The sequence below is a fragment of the Marinobacter sp. AN1 genome, assembly GCF_026013985.1.
Taxonomy (GTDB): Bacteria; Pseudomonadota; Gammaproteobacteria; order Pseudomonadales; family Oleiphilaceae; genus Marinobacter; species Marinobacter segnicrescens.
The window spans coordinates 2357659-2377860 of sequence record NZ_CP110342.1; the positions used below are offsets into that span (position 1 = coordinate 2357659).

Annotated in this window: 12 protein-coding genes and 1 pseudogene; 1 reads left to right on the plus strand and 12 read right to left on the minus strand. The window is 59.8% G+C overall.

Features of this window, described 5'->3' with window-relative positions; translation table 11 throughout:
• Positions 1–278 precede the first annotated feature (278 nt).
• From ligA to smc, 3 genes and pseudogenes are all read right to left on the minus strand, one after another.
• Positions 279–2309, minus strand: coding sequence for an NAD-dependent DNA ligase LigA (ligA, locus tag LJ360_RS10880; protein ID WP_264993971.1), 2031 nt, complete (start codon positions 2307–2309; stop codon positions 279–281).
• Positions 2310–2382: 73 nt separating this feature from the next.
• Positions 2383–3447, minus strand: coding sequence for a cell division protein ZipA (gene zipA, locus LJ360_RS10885; protein WP_264993972.1), 1065 nt, complete (start codon positions 3445–3447; stop codon positions 2383–2385).
• A gap of 121 nt (positions 3448–3568) precedes the next feature.
• Positions 3569–7064, minus strand: a pseudogene (gene smc, locus LJ360_RS10890) (chromosome segregation protein SMC).
• Positions 7065–7330: 266 nt separating this feature from the next.
• On the opposite strand from smc, the gene LJ360_RS10895 reads away from it, so the two are divergent.
• On the plus strand, positions 7331–8263 hold the full coding sequence (locus LJ360_RS10895; RefSeq protein ID WP_091848237.1) for a GGDEF domain-containing protein: 933 nt from the start codon (positions 7331–7333) through the stop codon (positions 8261–8263).
• A 22-nt stretch (positions 8264–8285) separates the two neighbouring features.
• On the opposite strand, the gene rluB is transcribed toward LJ360_RS10895, so the two are convergent.
• The 9 genes from rluB to LJ360_RS10940 all read right to left on the minus strand — a co-directional run bounded on the left by rluB (position 8286) and on the right by LJ360_RS10940 (position 20127).
• Complete coding sequence (gene rluB / locus LJ360_RS10900; protein ID WP_091848238.1) at positions 8286–9251, minus strand: 23S rRNA pseudouridine(2605) synthase RluB; 966 nt, start codon at positions 9249–9251, stop codon at positions 8286–8288.
• 17 nt (positions 9252–9268) lie between these two features.
• Positions 9269–9976 (minus strand): SMC-Scp complex subunit ScpB, encoded by a 708-nt coding sequence (gene scpB / locus LJ360_RS10905; protein WP_091848239.1) that lies wholly within the window; start codon positions 9974–9976, stop codon positions 9269–9271.
• 12 nt (positions 9977–9988) lie between these two features.
• Positions 9989–10807, minus strand: coding sequence for a segregation and condensation protein A (locus tag LJ360_RS10910; RefSeq protein ID WP_091848661.1), 819 nt, complete (start codon positions 10805–10807; stop codon positions 9989–9991).
• Positions 10808–10856: 49 nt separating this feature from the next.
• Entirely contained in the window at positions 10857–12032 is a 1176-nt protein-coding gene (locus LJ360_RS10915) for a tryptophan--tRNA ligase (RefSeq protein WP_245742425.1), read from the minus strand.
• A gap of 187 nt (positions 12033–12219) precedes the next feature.
• Positions 12220–13092 (minus strand): succinate--CoA ligase subunit alpha, encoded by an 873-nt coding sequence (gene sucD / locus LJ360_RS10920; RefSeq protein ID WP_091848241.1) that lies wholly within the window; start codon positions 13090–13092, stop codon positions 12220–12222.
• Positions 13092–14258 carry an ADP-forming succinate--CoA ligase subunit beta gene (gene sucC / locus LJ360_RS10925; protein WP_091848242.1) on the minus strand — a complete coding sequence of 389 codons (1167 nt, stop codon included), beginning with the start codon at positions 14256–14258 and terminating at the stop codon, positions 13092–13094. Before sucC ends, sucD begins: the two co-directional genes overlap by 1 nt.
• A gap of 237 nt (positions 14259–14495) precedes the next feature.
• The gene (lpdA, locus tag LJ360_RS10930) at positions 14496–15938 is read right to left on the minus strand and encodes a dihydrolipoyl dehydrogenase (protein WP_091848243.1); all 1443 of its coding nucleotides are present in this window, start codon (positions 15936–15938) and stop codon (positions 14496–14498) included.
• A 74-nt stretch (positions 15939–16012) separates the two neighbouring features.
• Entirely contained in the window at positions 16013–17266 is a 1254-nt protein-coding gene (gene odhB, locus LJ360_RS10935; RefSeq protein WP_264993973.1) for a 2-oxoglutarate dehydrogenase complex dihydrolipoyllysine-residue succinyltransferase, read from the minus strand.
• 26 nt (positions 17267–17292) lie between these two features.
• A complete protein-coding gene (locus tag LJ360_RS10940; RefSeq protein ID WP_091848245.1) occupies positions 17293–20127 on the minus strand; it encodes a 2-oxoglutarate dehydrogenase E1 component in 2835 nt (944 codons plus the stop codon).
• Positions 20128–20202: the final 75 nt, after the last annotated feature.

Sequence of the window (20202 nt, forward strand, 5' to 3'; positions counted from 1 at the left end):
CAGGGACGTTTTTGAAGAGCCTCCATGGATGGATTCACGGCGTGTCCCGGAAAAGGCCCTCGCTTCGCGTGCCCAGGCACAGAGTCCCAGTCTTACAGGATTGCAGCAATGGTGAAGGGCCCGCAGGGCGATGGCTTTTTCCAGGACACGCCCGCAAGTACGTCCATGTAGGGCTCGACGAGCGCCTTCCCTGGCGCTCGACGGTCCTGGAAAAAGCCCTCACCCCACGTGCCTCGAATGATTGAGGTGCCCGCTAGAGATGCTAGCCTTACTGGCATCTAACGCTCTGAAGTCTTGGCGAGAAAGGCCACAAACTCTTCTTCGTTCATAACCCGAATACCCAGCGATTCAGCCTTCGCCAACTTAGACCCCGCAGCCTCTCCGGCCACCACACAGCTGGTCTTTTTCGAAACGCTACCGGCCACCTTCGCCCCAAGTCGCTCCAGCTTGTCCCTGGCTTCGTCCCGGGTCATGTCGGACAGGGTGCCCGTCAATACCCAGGTTTCTCCCTTCAGAGGCATCTGCTCAGGCTCGGGGACGTCCACCGACTGCCAGCGAACGCCCTGCTTCGACAACGCATCGATGGTCTCCTGGTTATGGGACTGCCGGAAGAAGCTGTAGATATGGCCCGCCACTATGGGCCCCACATCTGGAACCTCCTGCAGTTCCTCTTCCGACGCTTCAGTGATCTTCTCAAGGGTCCCGAAGTGCATCGCCAGCGCCTTGGCCGTGGCCTCACCTACTTCCCGGATACCCAGGGCATAGAGAAAGCGCCAGAGCTCAGGCTCACGGGAGTCGTTGATGGCCTTCAGCAGGTTGTCCGCTGACTTGTCCCCCATCCGGTCGAGCCGCACCAGGTCGGCCTTACGCAATTGGTACAGGTCCGCCACAGTGCGGACCATCTCCCGCTCCACCAGCATATCAATCCACTTTTCACCCAGCCCCTCGATGTCCATGGCCTTGCGGGAAGCATAGTGGCGAATGGCCTCCTTGCGCTGGGCCGGACAATAAAGCCCACCGCTGCAACGGGCCACCGCCTCGCCTTCAATCTGGATAACATCAGAGCCACACACCGGGCAATGCGCCGGCAACTTCACCTCGGGAGCCTGTTCCGGTCGCTTGTCCCTGACCACCTTGACCACCTGTGGGATGACGTCTCCCGCCCTGCGCACGAATACCGTGTCACCGATGCGGACATCCAGCCGCCGTATCTCGTCCATGTTGTGCAGTGTGGCGTTGCTGACGGTCACCCCGCCGACGAACACCGGTTTCAGGCGCGCAACCGGGGTGACCGCGCCGGTTCGACCAACCTGCCACTCTACCGCCTCAAGCACCGTCAGTTCTTCCTGGGCCGGAAACTTGTGGGCTATGGCCCAGCGGGGGGCGCGAGAGACAAAGCCAAGTTGCTGCTGCAGGTCGATCTGATTGACCTTGAACACGATGCCATCGATTTCATAGGGCAGGCTGTCCCGCTTGTCCAACAGGTCCTGATAGGCCTTCAGGCACTCTTCCGGACCGGTAGCCAGGCTCATTTCCGGGTTGATACGGAAGCCCCATTCGTGAACCATCTGCAAGGCCGCGTAATGGCTATCGGGCAGTATGCCCTCGTCCGGAACCGCAACGCTGTAGGCACACATTTCCAGCGGCCGCCTGGCGGTTATACGGGGATTCTTCTGCCGAAGGCTGCCGGCGGCGGCGTTGCGTGGGTTAACGAAGGTTTTTTCACCCTGGTCGGCCAGTCTCCGGTTCAGGGCTTCAAAGCCGGCGCTGGGCATGTACACCTCACCGCGAATTTCTACCACCTCCGGCAGATCCTTACCTCGTAGCCGTAGAGGTACGGACTCGATGGTACGGATATTGGCAGTGATGTCCTCGCCGGAATAGCCGTCGCCACGAGTTGCTGCCTGGGTTAGCACACCCTTTTCGTAATGCAGACTGACCGCAAGGCCGTCGAGTTTGGGCTCACAAACGTATTCCACCGATTCATCACGCCCCAGACGGTCCCGTACCCGTCGGTCAAAATCCCGCAGTTCATCGTCAGAAAAGGCGTTATCCAGCGAAAGCATGGGCAGGCGATGGACCACCTCGGCAAAGGTGTTGTCACCGCCGGCACCAACACGCTGGGTGGGGGAATCCGGTGTCACGAGCTCGGGATGTGCGGATTCCAGGGTTTGCAGTTCCCGCATCAGACGATCGTATTCCGCATCAGGAATGGCGGGCTCGTCCAGCACGTAGTAACGATAATTGTGGTCGTCAATGACCTGGCGAAGTTCCTGGATACGACGTTCAGGGGATGAGTTCTGGCTCATGGTCTCTGGTTCCGGGACTCAAGGCGCCGATGTTCCGCCCCGGGCGCGAACGGGCAGAACACCGGCCCTGCAGTCAGCGTTTGAAGCGGCGCTTGCGCTCGTATTCACGGATGCGCTGGCGGCAGTGCTCAATGGTCTGGGCCGTCATCACACTACGGCGTTCATCCTTGAGCTCACCCCCGAGGTTGCGTACCACCGTCTGGGCGGTTTCCAGCATAAAGTCGAAGGCCTGCATGGAATTGGTGGGCCCGGGAAGGCTCATAAAAAAGCTGATCCCTGGCGTCGAGATTTTTTCCATCTCACCGGGAACAAAGGTACCAGGCTCGACCGCACTGGCTACGCTGAACTGGACCGGGCTGGTGGTTTCCTCTGTCTCGTGGCGGTGGTAGATATCCAGGTCACCATGTTCCAGGCCACAGGCCTCAAACAGGTTCTTCAGGGCTGCACCGGAAAAATCCCCCTGCTCTGAGGAGGCCAGTACATTAATGACAACCACTTCTTCTGCCGGAGGGCGATTGGCACCGGCCTTGGGCTGATCGGCTGCGGGCGGCTCGGCACGGTCTCCCCTGCTTGCTGTGTCTTCCTCGACTTCTGTGACAGTCGGAGGCTCAGGCTTCTTGCGGAAGAAGGGCTTTTTCTTTTCCGGCCGGCGTGGTGCACGGACGGTTCGGGACTCCCCGGGCAGCTCTTCGTGATGCTGGCCCGGGACGTCACTGGTATGGAATTCGGGTTCGGGCTCCCGGAAGGGCTCCGGTTCCGGCTCAGGCTCCGGGTCTGCAGTGAACGAGGGAATGTCCGGCTCGGACTCGGTGTCATGGGCCTTTTGCCCCGCTGCAGGACGCAGGTCGTGGTCGCTCGGTTCATCCCCTGCTTCCGCAGATGGTTCATCGGCGGCCGGGGCGGAGGTAAAGTATCCCCTCTCCTCCAGGGTGTTACGCGACACCGGGCGAGCGCCGCCGTTGGGGAGCTCAGGATTGAAGTCGTCATCCAGGGGAGTGCCCTCAATATCGTCGGCACCCATCCCCTTCGAAATAGTGATGGCGTCCTTGCGGGCACGCCGCATCCGGCGCAGGCCATCAACAACGATGGCGATGATAATCAGGGCACCAATGGCAATCAACCATTCCCGAAGCGACATAACAACCTGATCCTGTCTGTGGTCCTTAAAGCGGTAACTCTATGAAAAGACCGGCGTGAATACAACGCAATGGACGACCAGGTGGCGGATTTTCATGTCGCGCGACAAATCAGCCCCGTGATTACGCTTCCGCAAGGGCGGCGGCTTCATCCACATCCACTGACACCAGTCGCGAGCAACCCGGCTCGTGCATGGTGACGCCCATCAACTGGTCGGCCATTTCCATGGCTATCTTGTTATGGGTAATGTAGATGAACTGAACCTGAGATGACATCTCTTTCACCATATTGGCGTAACGGCCCACGTTGGCATCGTCCAGTGGCGCATCCACTTCGTCCAGCATACAAAACGGCGCCGGATTCAGCTGGAAAATGGAGAATACCAGGGCAATGGCGGTGAGCGCCTTTTCGCCCCCGGACAACAGGTGAATGGTGCTGTTCTTCTTGCCGGGTGGGCGAGCCATGATGGCAACACCGGTTTCCAGCAGGTCCTCACCAGTAAGCTCAAGGTAGGCGGTACCGCCACCGAACACTTTCGGGAACAGCGCCTGCAGACCACCGTTGACCTTGTCGAAGGTTTCCTTGAAACGCTGGCGTGTCTCCCGGTCGATTCGGCGAATCGCACTGTCCAGGGTTTCCAGGGCTTCCATCAGGTCTTCATGCTGGCTGTCCAGGTAGGTCTTTCGTTCGCTCTGGACCTGGTATTCCTCGATCGCAGCCAGGTTGATGGCACCAAGTCGCTGGATCCGGTTGCCGATCCTTTCCAGCTCCTCTGACCAGGCCTGCTCGGTAGCTTCCTCTGGCAACTGCCCGAGGATATCGGCAAGTTTCACCTCCAGCTCTTCAAGCTGCTCCAGGTGGTTGGTGGAACGGATCTCCAGGGCCTGGGATTCCATCCGAAGCTTCTCCAGCTGACCACGGATTTCCTGGGCACGGTGCTCAGCCTGGCTGCGGAACTGTTCCTTCTCCCTGACCTGGCGATCGATGTCTTCCAGGGCATCCCGCGCCATCGAGAGCTTTTCCTCTTCTGCCAGGCGCCGATCCAGCAATCCCTCAAGCTGCATTTCCAGGTCTTCGATAGGCGCTTCGGCGCTTTCCCGGTTTTCGCGCAGGATTTCGAGCCGTTCCTCCAGCCGCTGGTCCTGCAGCCGGGTGCGATCAAGGGTTTGGCGCAGGCCATCCTGCTGACTGGTCAGGGACTGAATCTCCAGTTGCAGCTGGTGAGCATGGTCGCGATCACTGCGGGCCTGGTGGCGCAGATGGTCGAGACGTCCACGCAGCTCGTCCCGCTGACCCAGGAGGCGCTCCCGTTCATCTTCCGCACCCTCGTTCTCGGCCAGGGACTGGTCCCACTGCATGCGCGCCTCTTCCAGCTCTTCCTGCTTCATGGCCAGCTGCTCGCGCAGGTCACCGGCATCTTCCTCAATCCGCTGCAGGCGTTCATTGATCTGTTCAGCCCGGGCTTTCAGGCCGCTGACGCGGGAAGTCAGGGACGACAGCTCTCCCTGGACATCACTGGCGGCCTGTTGTGCCTGATCCCGCAGGAGCTCTGCCTCCGAGGTCCGCTGCTGCAACTCGGCAAGCCTCTCCCGACCTTCTGCCAGTCGTGTTTCGGCGTCATCCAGGGCTGCCGCAAGCTCTTCCACCTTTTGTTGGCGTTCGATAACCCCGGTGCGAGATCGATCTGACGCCGCATTCTCAGCCAGCCCCGGCCCAGCCAGATGCCGTCCGGAGTGATGACTGAGTGCTGCTCCGCGAGGCTGCCCTGCATCGCCAGGGCCTCAGCAAGGCTCCCGGCAGTACGAATCTGTCCCAGCCAATGGCCCAGCCCACCGGCATTGCTTACCCTGGCGGCGAGGCTGCCTGCCGCAGGGCTGGCCGATTCAGAGCCAGCCTGCACCAGCGCCAGGCCCTTCGGGGCCTCGGCCAGCTCGCGGGTCAGGGCCTCCAGGCTGTTAACCTGCACCGCCTGCAGCAGGTTCCCCAGCACTTCCTCTACGGCAAATTCCCACCCGGGCTCCGTCTGCAACTGGCGCGCAAGACGAGGTGCCTGGTGGAGGCCTGATTGGCCGAGCCATTGCTGCAGGGCTTCGTCATCCGCCCCCAGCTGCTCATCGAGCATGGCCTGCTGGGACTCCAGCGAAGCCCTGAGGGACTGGTCCCGCTGGCTCAATTCACTGACCTGTTGTTCCTGTTCGCGAAGGTCGCCCCGGAGATCCTGGAGCCGGTCACCAGCGTCTTCAATCGCCTCTACGGCCTCCTCTTGGCGCAGGTTCAGCTCCTCTTGCCGTGCCAGTAATTCGTCTAGCTCGTCCCGGTCCAGCTGCCCGTCCAGCAAATCCCGTTCATCCTGGAGGCGTCGCTGACGGGCAATCAGGCTTTCGATCTCCTGCTCCAGGTTACGGATGCGGTTCTGAGCCAACTCAGCTTCCCGCTTGGTGTCGGAGGAACGTGCGCTGAAAGCCTCCCACTGGTGCTGCCAGTCACCCATAGCCTCTTCGGCAGCCTGTAGCTGCAAGGCAGACTCTTCAGCCTGGGCAGCAAGGCTTTCCTGTTCGGGTTCGATGGCCGCCAGCTCGTCGTTGATGGCCTCCAGCTTGTCTTCGTCCTGGGCCAGTTCCCGGGAGATCTCCGAACGGCTGGCCAGGGCCTGGTCAAGCTCGGTGGCCACCTGGCGACTGCGTTCCCGCTGGTGCTCCAGGCTCTGCTCTACCCGGGCAATGTCCGCGCCCGCCTCGTAATAACGGGCCTGGTTACGGTTGAAGTCATCGGTACGCTGCTGGTGGTCATCCCGCAAGCGCTCAAGCGCTGTTTCAAGGTTGACCCGATCGGTCAGGTGTTTTCCAGCTCCAGCTCGGTCTCCCGCAACTGCTCCCGGCGCTGGGCAAGTTCCTGGTCCAGCCCCTGCCATTTCAACGCCGCCAGCTCCGCCCGGTACTGCCGTTCGCTGGCCTTGAGTTCCTTGTAACGTTCGGCAGACTGCGCCTGGCGTTGCAGGTGCTGTAGCTGGCGGCCGAGTTCGTCCCGCAGGTCAGTCAGCCGCTCCAGGTTTTCCTGGGTCCGACGGATGCGATTCTCCGTCTCCCGTCGCCGCTCCTTGTACCTGGATATCCCGGCGGCTTCTTCGATATAGACCCGCAACTCTTCCGGCTTGGCTTCGATCAGGCGGGAGATCATGCCCTGCTCGATAATGGCGTAGCTGCGAGGGCCCAGACCAGTACCCAGGAAAAGATCGGTAATATCCCGCCGGCGGCACTTGGCGCCATTCATGAAGTAGTCAGACTGCCCTTCCCGGGAGACACGGCGACGCACCGAGATTTCATTGAAGCGGGCAAACTCGCCGGGGGCCGAGCCGTCAGAGTTGTCAAAGATCAGCTCGATGGACGCCTGGCCCACTGGCTTGCGGGCGCTGGAGCCATTGAAGATAACGTCCGTCATGGACTCACCACGCAGGTACTTGGCGGAACTCTCCCCCATAACCCAGCGAACGGCGTCGATGATATTGGACTTACCACAACCATTGGGTCCAACCACCGCCGTCATATTGGAGGGAAAGGGAACGGTGGTGGGGTCAACAAAGGATTTGAAACCCGCGAGTTTGATGGACTTCAGGCGCATGTTGTTCCGTATCTACCTCTGGCCCTTATGGCGTGGTCACAAGCGCCGAAGTGTACCATACCGTCGCCGGATGCCCAGTTCGATTCCCTCCCATTTCCAGAGACTTCGGTTAGCCGGGAACATCCATGACGGAAAATTGCCGCCTCCAGCTACACACCTCGATCCTGACCTCAATCATTGCTCTCATATTATTGATAAATATGACTTTGTAACGAATGGCATGATGCCTGCTTCTTAACGGGAAATCTTCCCGAAAGGCATTACCCATGGCAGGAAACAACCGCACCCCCCTTGAAGCCTCATCGGCCCGGCCCGCCCGCCTTGTTGCCCTGCGCCAGGCCCGGGAAGCCTGGACCCAGGCTGACGATCCGGTGGCACGCCTCTATCGCAGGGTGAGCATGACACTCTCGCTGGAAACCCTGCTGGGCATCTTCGCTGAGGAGCTCGGCCAGGTGTTACCGTTTGGCCAACTGGTCTACCGGCACCGCCTGGGGCACCAGGATTTTGTCTACACGTCGGGCATGGGAGGCCCTCATCGTTGTGACTACCAGCTGAACCTGGAGGGCAATCATTATGGCGCTCTGTCCCTGACCCGCCGGACCCGTTTCACTGAGGATGAACTGGAGGCCATTGAATTCCTGCTAGGCATACTGATCTGCCCCCTGCGCAATGCCTGTCAGTATGCGTTAGTGGAACAGGCTGCGCTGACGGATTCGTTAACGGAGATTCCCAACAAGCGCGCCCTGGACATGGCCCTGGCCAGGGACTGCAGTATCGGTGACCGCCACGGGGATGCCTTTACCCTGATTCTCTGTGACCTGGATTATTTCAAGGACGTTAATGATACCTTCGGTCACGTGATCGGTGACCATATCCTGAAGGCCACGGCAAAGGCGTTAAGGGAAGCCACCCGGGATGGCGACAGTATTTTCCGATTCGGTGGCGAGGAGTTTGCCGTCCTGTTGCCCCACGCGGACTCAACGGACGGAGAACAGGTGGCTGACCGGATTCGGGCAGCCATTCACGACATCCGCATTCCCTGTGGTGACAGGCAGGCCCGTGTTACCGCCAGCGCCGGCGTCGCCACCCGTCGCAAGGAAGAAACCCCGGTCCAGTGGCTCGCACGGGCAGACGATGCGCTATACCGGGCCAAGGATGCAGGCCGCAACCGCACCCATATTGCCCATGTGATTGCCTGAAGACCGGCAAAAGCCGGTTCTCTCAGGTTTTCCTGCGTGGCGCAGGGGTACGACTGCTACCCGGCGCCGGCTTGCTGTCGTCTACCTGCCATTTCCTGCCACCGGCAGGCTTCTTGTTACCGCGTGAAGGCGCCTTGCGTCGCCGGCGATCATGCTCTGCCTGCTCCCCGGGGGTCTTTACCGGAACGTCTACCGGCGTCATACCCACGGCACGGCTTAGCGTATCAACCGCTTTCTGGTCGAGTTCTTCCCATCGGCCAACACTCAGCCTGCTGGGCAGGAAGATCGGTCCGTATCGCACCCGCTTGAGCCTGCTGACCCTCACGCCCTGGGATTCCCAGAGCCGACGAACTTCCCTGTTCCGTCCTTCCAGCAGGGTGACATGGAACCACTGGTTATGGCCCTTGCCGCCGGCCGGCGAGATGTCTGAGAAAGACGCCTGGCCATCTTCCAGCAGCACGCCCTCAAGCAGTCGCTGGATCATGTCATCATCCACCTCGCCGAAGATCCGCACAGCGTATTCCCGGTCAATCTCGCTGGAAGGATGCATCAGTCGATTGGCCAGGTCGCCGTCCGTCGTGAACAGCATCAACCCCGTGGTATTGATATCCAGTCGACCTACCGCCACCCAGCGCTGGTCTTTCAGCCGTGGCAGGCTGTCGAAAACCGTGGGCCGCCCTTCCGGATCGTTACGGGTGGTGACTTCACCCTCCGGCTTGTTGTAGATCAGCACCCGGCGCACAACCGCTTCAGCGGACCGGCTTTCCACCGGCTTCCCGTCCACCGCGATACGGTCGGTGGGCAGTGCCCGGTCGCCTGGCGCGGCTACATTACCGTTAACGGTGACCCGACCAGCCTGAATCCAGGCATCCACTTCGCGCCGTGAACCTACCCCGGCACGGGACAGGAGCTTCTGCAGGCGCTCTGGTTCTCCGGATACCGGACGGGCGCCCTGCTGGGACTGCTTGGGGGGGCGTTGCGACGCCATGATGAATCCTTGTTGACTTAATGAAGTGTGGTATTGCTTTGCGATGAATCACCGGGCGGTTTCTGCGCCGGTGACTCATCCGGGTTTGTCGGCGGCTCGTCGCTGCCGGGTTGTTCACCTTTTCCTGATTCAGGTGTATCAAACTGGATCTCGGCCTGTATTTCCTGCTCTATCTCGCGACCTATCTCCTCGAGGTCCCGTATTTCCGCCAGCGGCGGCAGTTCGTCCAGGCTGGTCAGGTTGAAATAGTCCAGGAACTGGCGGGTGGTGGCATACATGGCTGGACGGCCAGGTACGTCCTTATGCCCGACTACGCGAACCCATTCTCGTTCCTGCAATGTACGAATGATATTGCTGCTTACCGTAACACCCCGGATATCCTCGATTTCGCCCCGGGTAATGGGCTGCCGGTAGGCGATCAGCGCGAGGGTTTCCAGCAAGGCCCGGGAATAGCGCTGAGGTTTCTCATCGAACAGGCGCCCCACCCAGGGGGCAAACTCCTGCCGTACCTGGAAGCGGTAGCCACTGGCCACTTTTTTAAGCTCAAACCCCCGATCAATGCAGGATTCTTCCAGCAGCATCAGGACATGCTCCATCACCTGCCGGGCGGGTCGTTCATGTTCTTCGAACAGATCCCGCAACTGGTCAATGTTCAAGGGACGACCTGCAGCAAGCAGTGCGGCCTCGACAATGTTCTGTACGCGTTTGAGGTTTTCCTCGTTCATGCGTTTTTAACCTCAGTTGCTGGTCCGGGCCCGTACATGGATGGCGCCCAGGGTTTCGGCCTGCACAATCTCTATCAGCTCTTCCTTGACCAACTCGAGCATCGCAAGAAAGGTCACCACAACACCGAGACGCCCTTCTTCCCGGGTGAACAGGGCTTCGAAGGGCATGAACCGGTCCGCCGGCAACATCGCCAGTATTGACGACATCCGCTCACGGGTCGACAGGCGCTCCTTCTCCACGTGGTGGCTGGTAAACAGGTCTGCCCGCTGCAGCACACCCTGCAAAGCCAGCAACACTTCCCTCAGGTCCACCGGCGGGTGCGCGTCTCCCCTTGGCAGATCTGGTAAAGCAGCCGAGTTCGGAAAAGTGTCCCGCTCCATCCGTGGCAGTGTATCCACGTCCTCGGCAGCCTTCTTGAAGCGCTCGTATTGTTGCAGGCGACGGATCAGTTCCGCCCGCGGATCGTCTTCTTCGTCCTCTTCCACTTCCTGCCTTGGCAACAGCATGCGCGACTTGATCTCGGCCAGGGTCGCAGCCATTACCAGGTACTCCGCAGCCAGCTCGAAGCGCATGGCTTCAGCCGCGCTGATATATTCCATGTACTGGCGGGTGATCTCACTGACGTCGATATCCAGAATGTTCATATTCTGGCGCCGGATCAGGTAAAGCAGCAGGTCCAGTGGGCCCTCGAACGCTTCGAGGAATACAGCCAGCGCATCAGGGGGAATGTACAGGTCCTGGGGAAGGTCAGATACCGGCCTGCCCTCCACCCGGGCAACAGGGGGCCGAGCCTCGTCCCTGACAGGCTCTGCCGACGTTTGTTCCGGCAAGTCTTCAGCGCCAGTTTCCGGTGCGGTCACACTTTACCCCCCGGTGTCTTCAACGGTAGACCACGCCCATGGCTTCACGAACTTCTTCCAGGGTGTCGCGCGCTGCATCCCGTGCCTGGTCCGCCCCTTCCTGGATAATGGCATGGATCAGGTCCGGACTGGATTCGTATTCCCTGGCCCGCTCATGGAGCGGTCGCTGTTCCTCGACGATGGCGTCGATAACGGGCTTCTTGCAATCCAGGCAGCCAATGCCTGCACTGCGGCAGCCAGTCTGGACCCACTCCCGGGTAGCCTCATCGGAATAGACCTTGTGGAATTCCCACACCGGACACTTTTCCGGCTCTCCAGGATCGGTACGGCGAACCCGCTGCGGATCAGTCGGCATGGTGCGAACTTTCTGTTCCACCGTGTCCGGTGACTCCCGCAGGCCAATAAAATTGCCGTAGGACTTGGACATTTTCTGGCCATCAAGCCCTGGCATTTTTGAAGCGTCCGTGAGCAGGGCCTGGGGTTCGGGCAGAAGCACCTTGCCCCCACCCTCGATGTAGCCGTAAAGCCGCTCCCGATCGCCAAGGGATATGTTCTGTTGTTCGCCCAGCAGGGCACGCGCAGTTTCGAGCGCTTCCATATCGCCCTCTTCCTGGTACCGGCGCTTGAGAGAGCGGTAAAGCCGGGCGTTTTTCTTCCCCATCTTGACGATGGCGGCTTCCGCCTGCTCCTCGAAGCCTGGCTCGCGGCCATACAGATGGTTGAACCGACGGGCGATTTCCCGGGTAATTTCCACGTGGGAGACCTGGTCCGCCCCTACGGGTACCTTGCCGGCCCGGTAGAGCAGAATATCCGCACTCTGTAGCAACGGATACCCCAGAAATCCGTAGGTTGCGAGATCTTTCTCACGTAGTTTGTCCTGCTGATCCTTGTAGGTCGGTGCTCGTTCAAGCCAGCCCAGGGGCGTGATCATGGAAAGCAGCAAGTGTAGCTCGGCGTGTTCCGGTACCTGGGACTGCACGAACAGGGTAGCCGACCCCGGATTTACCCCGGCTGCGAGCCAGTCGATCAGCATCTCCCAGACATTCTCGCGGATCTGCGAGGGATCATCATAACTGGTGGTCAGGGCGTGCCAGTCGGCCACAAAGAAAAAGCACTCGAATTCATGCTGCAGCTTCACCCAGTTCTTCAATACTCCGTGGTAATGCCCCAGATGCAGGCGCCCCGTGGGCCGCATTCCGGACAAGACCCGTTGCTGGGAATCAACAGAACCCAAAGCATGAACTCCTTATGGTCATAATTGACCGGTCATGATAAATCAGACCGTTGCCGGATGACAGAAGTTGCCGTCCTGAAAACGCAAAACCCCCGCACCGGTCACACCGGGCGGGGGTTCTGGGCATTCAAGCCAGTAAACCAGCAGTTTACCAGCCAGTTGCTTCCTTCAGGGCCTTGCCGATATCAGCCAGGCTGCGCACGGTCTTCACACCGGCATCCTGCAAGGCAGCAAACTTCTCGTCTGCAGTACCCTTACCACCGGAGATGATGGCGCCAGCGTGGCCCATCCGCTTGCCCGGAGGCGCAGTAACACCCGCGATGTAGGACACTACCGGCTTGGTCACATTGTCCTTGATGAAGGCGGCGGCTTCTTCCTCAGCGGTACCACCGATTTCACCGATCATCACGATGGCCTCGGTTTCCGGATCTTCCTGCAGCAGCTTCAGGATGTCGATGAAGCTGGAGCCGGGGATCGGATCGCCACCGATGCCCACACAGGTAGACTGGCCATAGCCGAAGTCCGTGGTCTGCTTGACCGCTTCGTAGGTCAGGGTACCAGAGCGGGATACGATGCCCACCTTGCCCTTCTTGTGAATGTGACCGGGCATGATGCCGATCTTGCACTCGTCCGGGGTGATCACGCCCGGGCAGTTCGGGCCGATCATACGGGCGCCCTTCTTGTCGACGTACTCCTTCGCATAGAGCATGTCGATGGTGGGGATGCCCTCGGTGATGCAGACGATCAGCTGAATGCCGGCGTCAGCCGCTTCGATGATGGCGTCCTTACAGAAAGGCGCCGGCACGTAGATAACGGTAGCCTCGGCACCGGTCTTCTCGACTGCCTCACGCACGGTGTTGAACACCGGCAGACCCAGGTGCTCGGTGCCGCCCTTGCCGGGGCTTACACCGCCAACCAGCTTGGTGCCGTAGTCAAGCGCCTGCTCGGAGTGGAAGGTACCCTGGGCACCGGTAAAGCCCTGACAGATAACCTTGGTGTCTTTGTTGATCAGGATGCTCATTACTTACCCCCTGCGGCTTTAACGACCTGCTCTGCAGCATTGGACAGGCTGCTTGCAGCGATGATATTGAGGCCGCTCTCTTCGAGGACCTTGGTGCCCAGTTCAGCGTTGTTGCCTTCCAGGCGTACCACCACAGGAACTTTCACGCCCACTTCCTTCACGGCACCGATAATGCCCTCGGCGATCATGTCGCAACGGACGATACCACCGAAGATGTTCACCAGGACCGCCTTCACGTTGTCATCGGACAGGATGATCTTGAACGCCTCGGAGACGCGCTCCTTGGTCGCACCGCCGCCAACGTCCAGGAAGTTGGCCGGCTGGCCACCGGACAGCTTGATAATGTCCATGGTACCCATGGCCAGGCCAGCACCGTTGACCATACAGCCAATGTTGCCGTCCAGCGCCACGTAGTTCAGTTCCCACTTGGCCGCTTCCGCTTCGCGGGCGTCTTCCTGGGAAGGATCGTGCATTTCCTGGATCTGCTTCTGGCGGTACAGGGCGTTGCCGTCTACATTGATCTTGGCATCCAGGCAGTGCAGGTTACCTTCACTGGTAATAACCAGCGGGTTGATTTCCAGCAGGGCCAGGTCCTTGTCTTCGAACAGCTTGGCCAGGCCAACGAAGATCTTGGCAAACTGACCGATCTGCGCGCCTTTCAGGCCCAGTTTAAAGGCCAGCTCACGGCCCTGGTACGGCTGCGCACCAACCAGAGGATCAATCTCGGCCTTGAGGATCTTCTCGGGAGTCTCCTCGGCCACTGTCTCGATTTCAACACCACCTTCGGTGGAGGCCATGAAAACGATACGACGGGTAGCGCGGTCAACCACTGCACCCAGATACAGTTCCTGATCGATATCGGTCAGGGACTCAACCAGAATCTTGCTGACGGGCTGGCCCTTCTCGTCAGTCTGGAAGGTCACCAGGTTCTTGCCCAGCCACTGCTCGGCGAAGGCCTTGATTTCGTCCTTGCTCTTGACGAGCTTGACACCGCCAGCCTTGCCGCGACCACCGGCGTGAACCTGGGCCTTCACAACCCAGCCGTCGCCGCCGATCTTGTCTGCCGCCGCTGCAGCTTCTTCAGGAGTATCACAGGCATAGCCCTTGGATACGGGCAGGCCGTATTCAGCGAACAGCTGCTTGGCCTGATATTCATGCAAATTCATAGTCAAGTGTCCCGCTTTTTGATGGAGGATAACCACATACGGAATTGAACCCGCCGGAACCCATCGGAACAAGGCCCGCGCAATACGCTTGCAGCCTGACTCCGATGCGCTCCTTCATGCGAATTCGCTACGGTACGCCGGGGATCGCCTCAGCGCACCTAAACACCGGGTGTCGACACGGCCCGTGTACGCCGTACTGGCGGGTCGTCCTGACCTGCCCCGCCGACACCACCGGCGTTATTTCTTCTTGCGACGGTTGGCCTTGTGGATGGCACCACCGTCGACGGCCAGGGCCGCCTCGTGCACGGATTCCGACAGGGTCGGATGCGCGAAGCAGGTCAGCGCCAGGTCTTCGGCACTGGAGCCGAATTCCAGGGCAATCACACCCTGCGCCACGATCTCGGATGCCTGGGGGCCCACAACATGGAAGCCCAGCACCCGGTCGGTTTTCTCGTCAGCTATGATCTTCACCATGCCGCCGGTGGAATTGGCGGCCATGGCGCGACCGTTGGCAGCAAACGGGAAGGTACCGACCTTGTAGGCCTCACCCTCGGATTTAAGCTGCTCTTCAGTCTTGCCAACCCAGGCCACTTCCGGAGAGGTATAAATAACATTGGGGATGGCGTCATAGTTGACCTGCGGCTTGTGGCCCGCAATGCGCTCGGCAACCATGATACCCTCTTCCGACGCCTTGTGCGCCAGCATCGGCCCGCGGACCACGTCGCCAATGGCCCATACACCCGGTACTTCAGTCTTGCACTGGTCATCGACATAGATGAAGCCGCGCTCGTCCATGTTGATACCGGCATCCGCCGCCAGCAGGTTCTCGGTGTTGGGACGACGGCCAACGGCAACAATCAGCTTGTCGAACTTGACCTGCTCCTTGCTCTTGCCGTCTTCATAGTCCACATACACCAGCTTGCGCTTGATTTCCGCATTGGTCATGCGGGCGCCCAGCTTGATGTCCAGCCCCTGCTTCCTGAAATGCTTGAGGGCGTCCTTCGCGACCTGCTGATCAACCGCCGGCAGGAAGGTGTCCATGGCTTCCAGTACGGTCACTTCGGAACCCAGCCGTGCCCAAACAGAGCCCAGCTCAAGGCCGATAACACCCGCGCCGATCACACCCAGGCGCTTGGGAACTTCATCAAACTCCAGGGCGCCCTCAGAGTCAACGATGTAGTCACCGTCGAAAGGCGCCGGCGGGATCTCGATAGGTTTGGAGCCGCTGGCGAGAATGACGTTGTCAGCCTCATAGGTCGTGGTGTTGCCGTCCTTGTCAGTCACTTCCACCTGTTTGTTCGCCAGCAGTTTGCCATGGCCGTGGATGGAGGTAACGCCGTTGGACTTGAACAGCCCGGCGATACCGCCGGTAAGCTGCTGAACGATGCCGGCCTTACGCTCCATCATCTTGCCAACATTGATTTTCAGGTCCTTCAGCTCGATGCCCTGGTCCGCGTAACCGTGCTGGGCTTCCTCGTACTTGTGGGAAATCTCCAGCAGCGCCTTGGACGGAATACAGCCCACGTTCAGGCAGGTACCACCAAGCACCTGCTGCTTACCGTCCTCGGAGGTCCAGGACTCCACACAGGCGGTTTTCAGGCCAAGCTGTGCGGCCTTGATGGCGGCCACATAACCGCCGGGGCCGGCGCCAATGACGATCACATCGTACTTTTCAGACATGTTCTATCCCGTTATCTGGCGGAAGCCCCGGCAGGCGTGTTCGCCTCCGGGGCTCCGGAATGAGTTTGATAGGTTCAGACGTCCAGCAGGATGCGGGTCGGATCCTCGATCATTTCCTTGATGGCGACGAGGAACTGTACCGCTTCCTTGCCATCGATCATGCGATGGTCGTAGGACAGCGCCAGGTACATCATTGGCAGGATCTCGACCTGACCGTTCACCGCCATCGGACGCTCCTGGATCTTGTGCATACCCAGGATGGCCGTCTGCGGCGGGTTCAGGATCGGTGTGGAAATCAGCGAACCGAAAATACCACCGTTGGTAATGGTAAAGGTACCACCGGTCATCTCGTCGATGCCCAGCTTGCCACCCTTGGCCTTCTGGCCGTACTCGATAATCTTCTTCTCAATGTCCGCCAGGCCCATGCCGTCGACATCACGCAACACCGGAACAACCAGTCCACGGTCAGTGGAAACGGCCACACCGATGTCCTGGTAGCCATGGTAGACCATGTCGTTGCCATCAATGGACGCGTTGACTGCGGGGAAGCGCTTGAGCGCCTCGGTGGCAGCCTTGGCAAAGAAGGACATGAAGCCCAGCTTGACGCCGTGACGCTTCTCGAAGGAGTCCTTGTACTGCTTGCGCAGCTCCATGACCGGCTTCATGTTCACCTCGTTGAACGTGGTGAGCATGGCGGCATCGGTCTGGGCCTGTACCAGGCGCTTGGCGATGCTGGCACGCAGACGGGTCATGGGCACGCGCTTCTCGGGACGTTCGCCAGCGGGCAGATCTGCTGCCGGAGCCGGCGCCTGTTGCGGCGCGGCCTGGCCGCTGGAGGACTTGCCTCCCTCGATATGAGCCTGTACGTCTTCCTTGGTTACGCGACCACCCTTGCCGGTGCCCTTGACCGAATCCGGGTCAACGTTGCTTTCCTCGGCCAGCTTGCGGGCTGCCGGGCTCAGAATGGCATCACCGGAGGCGGCCGCGCTGCCCTGACCGGAATCGCCGGCGGACGCAGATTCCGCTTTTTCCTCGGCCTGCTTCTCTTGGCCGGAATCATCCTTCGATCCGGACTTGCTTTCACCGGCAGCGCCTTCCTTGAACTTGCCAATCACCTCACCGCTCTCAACGGTGTCGCCCTCGTCCTTGATGATTTCCTCGATCACGCCGTCGGCAGGCGCAACCACTTCAAGAACCACCTTGTCGGTCTCAATATCGACAATCAGTTCGTCGCGTTCACAGGCTTCACCCGGCTTCTTGTGCCAGGTGGCAACGGTGCCTTCAGCGACCGACTCGGGGAAAACGGGGGCTTTTATTTCTGTTGACATCTCAATTCCTTACGTTCGGTAGCTCGTCACAGTTCAAAGGCGTCATTTACCAGCTTCTTCTGCTGCTCAACGTGCACGGACATATAGCCCGCAGCCGGTGCAGCAGAAGCATCACGACCTGCGTAATCCAGATACAGCTTCGGGTTCAGGCGATGCAGGGCCGCACGCATATGATGCTGACTGCAGTACCAGGCACCCTGGTTCATCGGCTCTTCCTGACACCACACTGCATGCTTGAGCCTGGTGTAGGGCGCCAGCAGCTCGTCAAGGTCATCGCCGGGGAACGGATACAGCTGCTCGATGCGGAAGATGACCACGTCATCGCGACCGTCAGCTTTCTTCTTCTCCAGCAAATCGTAGTACACCTTGCCGCTGCAGAGGATCAGACGGGTGACTTTTTTCGGGTCAGACGGTTCCTTTTCCGGCAATACGGTCTGGAAGGTGCCCGAGGTCAGGTCGTCCAGGGATGAGGTCGCTTCCTTGTGGCGCAGCAGACTCTTCGGCGTAATCGCGACCAGCGGCTTGCGCAGCGGACGCTTCACCTGACGGCGCAACATATGGAAGACCTGCGATGGCGTGGTCGGCACGCACACCTGGATATTGTGCTCGGCACACAGCTGCAGGAACCGCTCCAGTCGTGCAGACGAATGCTCAGGCCCCTGCCCTTCATAGCCATGGGGAAGCAGCAGGGTCAGGCCACAAAGCCGGCCCCATTTGTGCTCGCCACTGGTCAGGAACTGGTCAATCACTACCTGGGCGCCGTTGGCAAAGTCACCGAACTGGGCCTCCCAAACGATCAGTGCGTTCGGCGTGGTGGTTGAGTAGCCGTATTCAAAGGCCATCACCGCCTCTTCCGACAGCAGGGAATCGTAGATCTCGAAAGATGGCTGCTTTTCGGACAGGTTGGCCAGGGAGGTCCAGGTATCGCCGCCCTTCTGGTTATGCAACACAGCGTGGCGGTGAGAGAAGGTGCCACGGCCCACGTCCTGGCCGGTGATACGGATCGGATGGCCCTCGTCCAGCAGGGACGCGTAGGCCATCATCTCACCATAGCCCCAGTTGAGACCAAGGGCACCGGCGGTCATCTTGTTGCGGTCTTCGACAATCTTCTGGACCTGGCGCTGAATGGAGAAGCCTTCCGGCACGTAGGTCAGCTTCTTGCCGAGACGCTGAATATTCTTGAGGGTCACGCTGGTCTTGCACTTGGCAGTCCATTCATGGCCCAGGTGCGGAGTCCAGTCAACGTAAAGCTCGGTGTTCGGTTCCTTGACCAGGGACTTCACGACATGCTCACCGTTATCGAGGGCGTCCCGATACTCGGTTTCCATTTTCTTGGCGTCGTCCTCGGACAGGACCCCTTCCTCCACCAACTGGCTGGCGTAGAGGTGACGGGTGCTCTTGAGCTTGCGGATCTTGTCGTACATCACCGGCTGGGTCGCGGAAGGCTCGTCGGCCTCGTTGTGCCCCCGGCGGCGGTAACAGACCAGGTCAATCACCACGTCCTGCTTGAACTCGTTGCGGTAGTCCATGGCCATCTGGGTGACAAACATAACCGCTTCGGGATCGTCGGCGTTCACGTGCAGGATGGGCGCCTGGATCATCTTGGCCACATCGGTGCAGTACTCGGTGGAGCGCGCGTCTTCCTGTTTGCTGGTGGTGAAGCCAACCTGGTTGTTGATCACGATGTGGATGGTACCGCCCACACCAAAGCCCCGGGTCTGGGACATCTGGAAGGTTTCCATCACCACGCCCTGACCGGCAAAGGCCGCGTCACCATGCATGATGATCGGTACCACCTGGCTGCCGTCGGTATCTTTGCGTCGCGTCTGCCGCGCACGAACAGACCCGACAACAACGGGAGAAACGATTTCCAGGTGCGACGGGTTGAAGGCCAGTGCCAGGTGAACCTCACCACCTTCCGTCATCACATTGGAAGAAAAGCCCTGGTGATACTTGACGTCACCGGAGCCGGAATCCGCCATTTTTTTGCCTTCGAACTCGTCGAACAGGTCTTTCGGGTTCTTGCCCAGGGTGTTAACCAGCACGTTCAGGCGGCCACGGTGTGCCATGCCCAGAACGATTTCCTTGGCACCATAGCTGCCGGCACGCTGGATCAGTTCGTCGAGGCAGGGAATCAGTGCTTCGCCGCCTTCAAGACCGAAACGCTTGACGCCCGGATAGCGTGAGCCCAGGTACTTTTCCAGGCCCTCGGCAGCAGTGAGCCGTTCCAGCAAATGTTTGCGGGTCTTGGCCTCATAGGCGGGGCGGGACCTGACGGGCTCCATGCGTTGCTGGAACCACCGCTTGATACGGGTGTCGACCACGTGCATGTACTCAGCCCCGATGCTGCTGCAGTACGTCTTGCGCAGTTCATCGACGATATCGCCGAGTTTCATCTTCTCGGAGCCAAAATTCAGCGAACCGGTCTGGAACTCCAGGTCACGATCCGCGTCGGACAGCTCATGAAAGCCCGGATCCAGATCTTCCACCTGCGGCCGCTGCCAAACGCCCAGAGGATCAAGCTGCGCTTCCTGGTGTCCGCGGAAGCGGTAGGCGTTGATCATCTGGAGGACACGGATCTGTTTCCGGTCGGCGTCAGTCGTGGCAGAGGCGGGAACACCGGCGCCACTGTAAAAGCGCTGGTTACGGGAGATATGTTCGAACTGTTCACGGATGGTGGAATGGGCAACGTCACGGGTATTGCCGTCGACGCCCGGAAGCTTGTCAAAATAGCTTCGCCACTCCTCTGGAATGGCATTGGGATCGGTCAGGTAGGTTTCAAAAAGCTGCTCAACATAGGCCAGATTCCCACCCTGTAGATGGGAGGTCTGCCATAACTGCTCCATTATGCTTTCATGCATTTTGAATAGCTCACCTTGGACTGGTGCGGGGGAGCTCATCATGGTCGGCCAGGGGTATTTCTCAGTCAATACGGG

What these genes read in the sequence shown, in the direction of transcription:
- scpB (WP_091848239.1), bottom strand. Translation starts at nt 9,976, where the DNA reads ATGAACGAGGAAAACCTCAAACGCGTACAGAACATTGTCGAGGCCGCA.
- LJ360_RS10915 (WP_245742425.1), bottom strand. Translation starts at nt 12,032, where the DNA reads ATGCGGCCCACGGGGCGCCTGCATCTGGGGCATTACCACGGAGTATTG.
- LJ360_RS10940 (WP_091848245.1), bottom strand. Translation starts at nt 20,127, where the DNA reads ATGCATGAAAGCATAATGGAGCAGTTATGGCAGACCTCCCATCTACAG.
- odhB (WP_264993973.1), bottom strand. Translation starts at nt 17,266, where the DNA reads ATGTCAACAGAAATAAAAGCCCCCGTTTTCCCCGAGTCGGTCGCTGAA.
- ligA (WP_264993971.1), bottom strand. Translation starts at nt 2,309, where the DNA reads ATGAGCCAGAACTCATCCCCTGAACGTCGTATCCAGGAACTTCGCCAG.
- rluB (WP_091848238.1), bottom strand. Translation starts at nt 9,251, where the DNA reads ATGGCGTCGCAACGCCCCCCCAAGCAGTCCCAGCAGGGCGCCCGTCCG.
- lpdA (WP_091848243.1), bottom strand. Translation starts at nt 15,938, where the DNA reads ATGTCTGAAAAGTACGATGTGATCGTCATTGGCGCCGGCCCCGGCGGT.
- sucC (WP_091848242.1), bottom strand. Translation starts at nt 14,258, where the DNA reads ATGAATTTGCATGAATATCAGGCCAAGCAGCTGTTCGCTGAATACGGC.
- sucD (WP_091848241.1), bottom strand. Translation starts at nt 13,092, where the DNA reads ATGAGCATCCTGATCAACAAAGACACCAAGGTTATCTGTCAGGGCTTT.
- LJ360_RS10895 (WP_091848237.1), top strand. Translation starts at nt 7,331, where the DNA reads ATGGCAGGAAACAACCGCACCCCCCTTGAAGCCTCATCGGCCCGGCCC.
- zipA (WP_264993972.1), bottom strand. Translation starts at nt 3,447, where the DNA reads ATGTCGCTTCGGGAATGGTTGATTGCCATTGGTGCCCTGATTATCATC.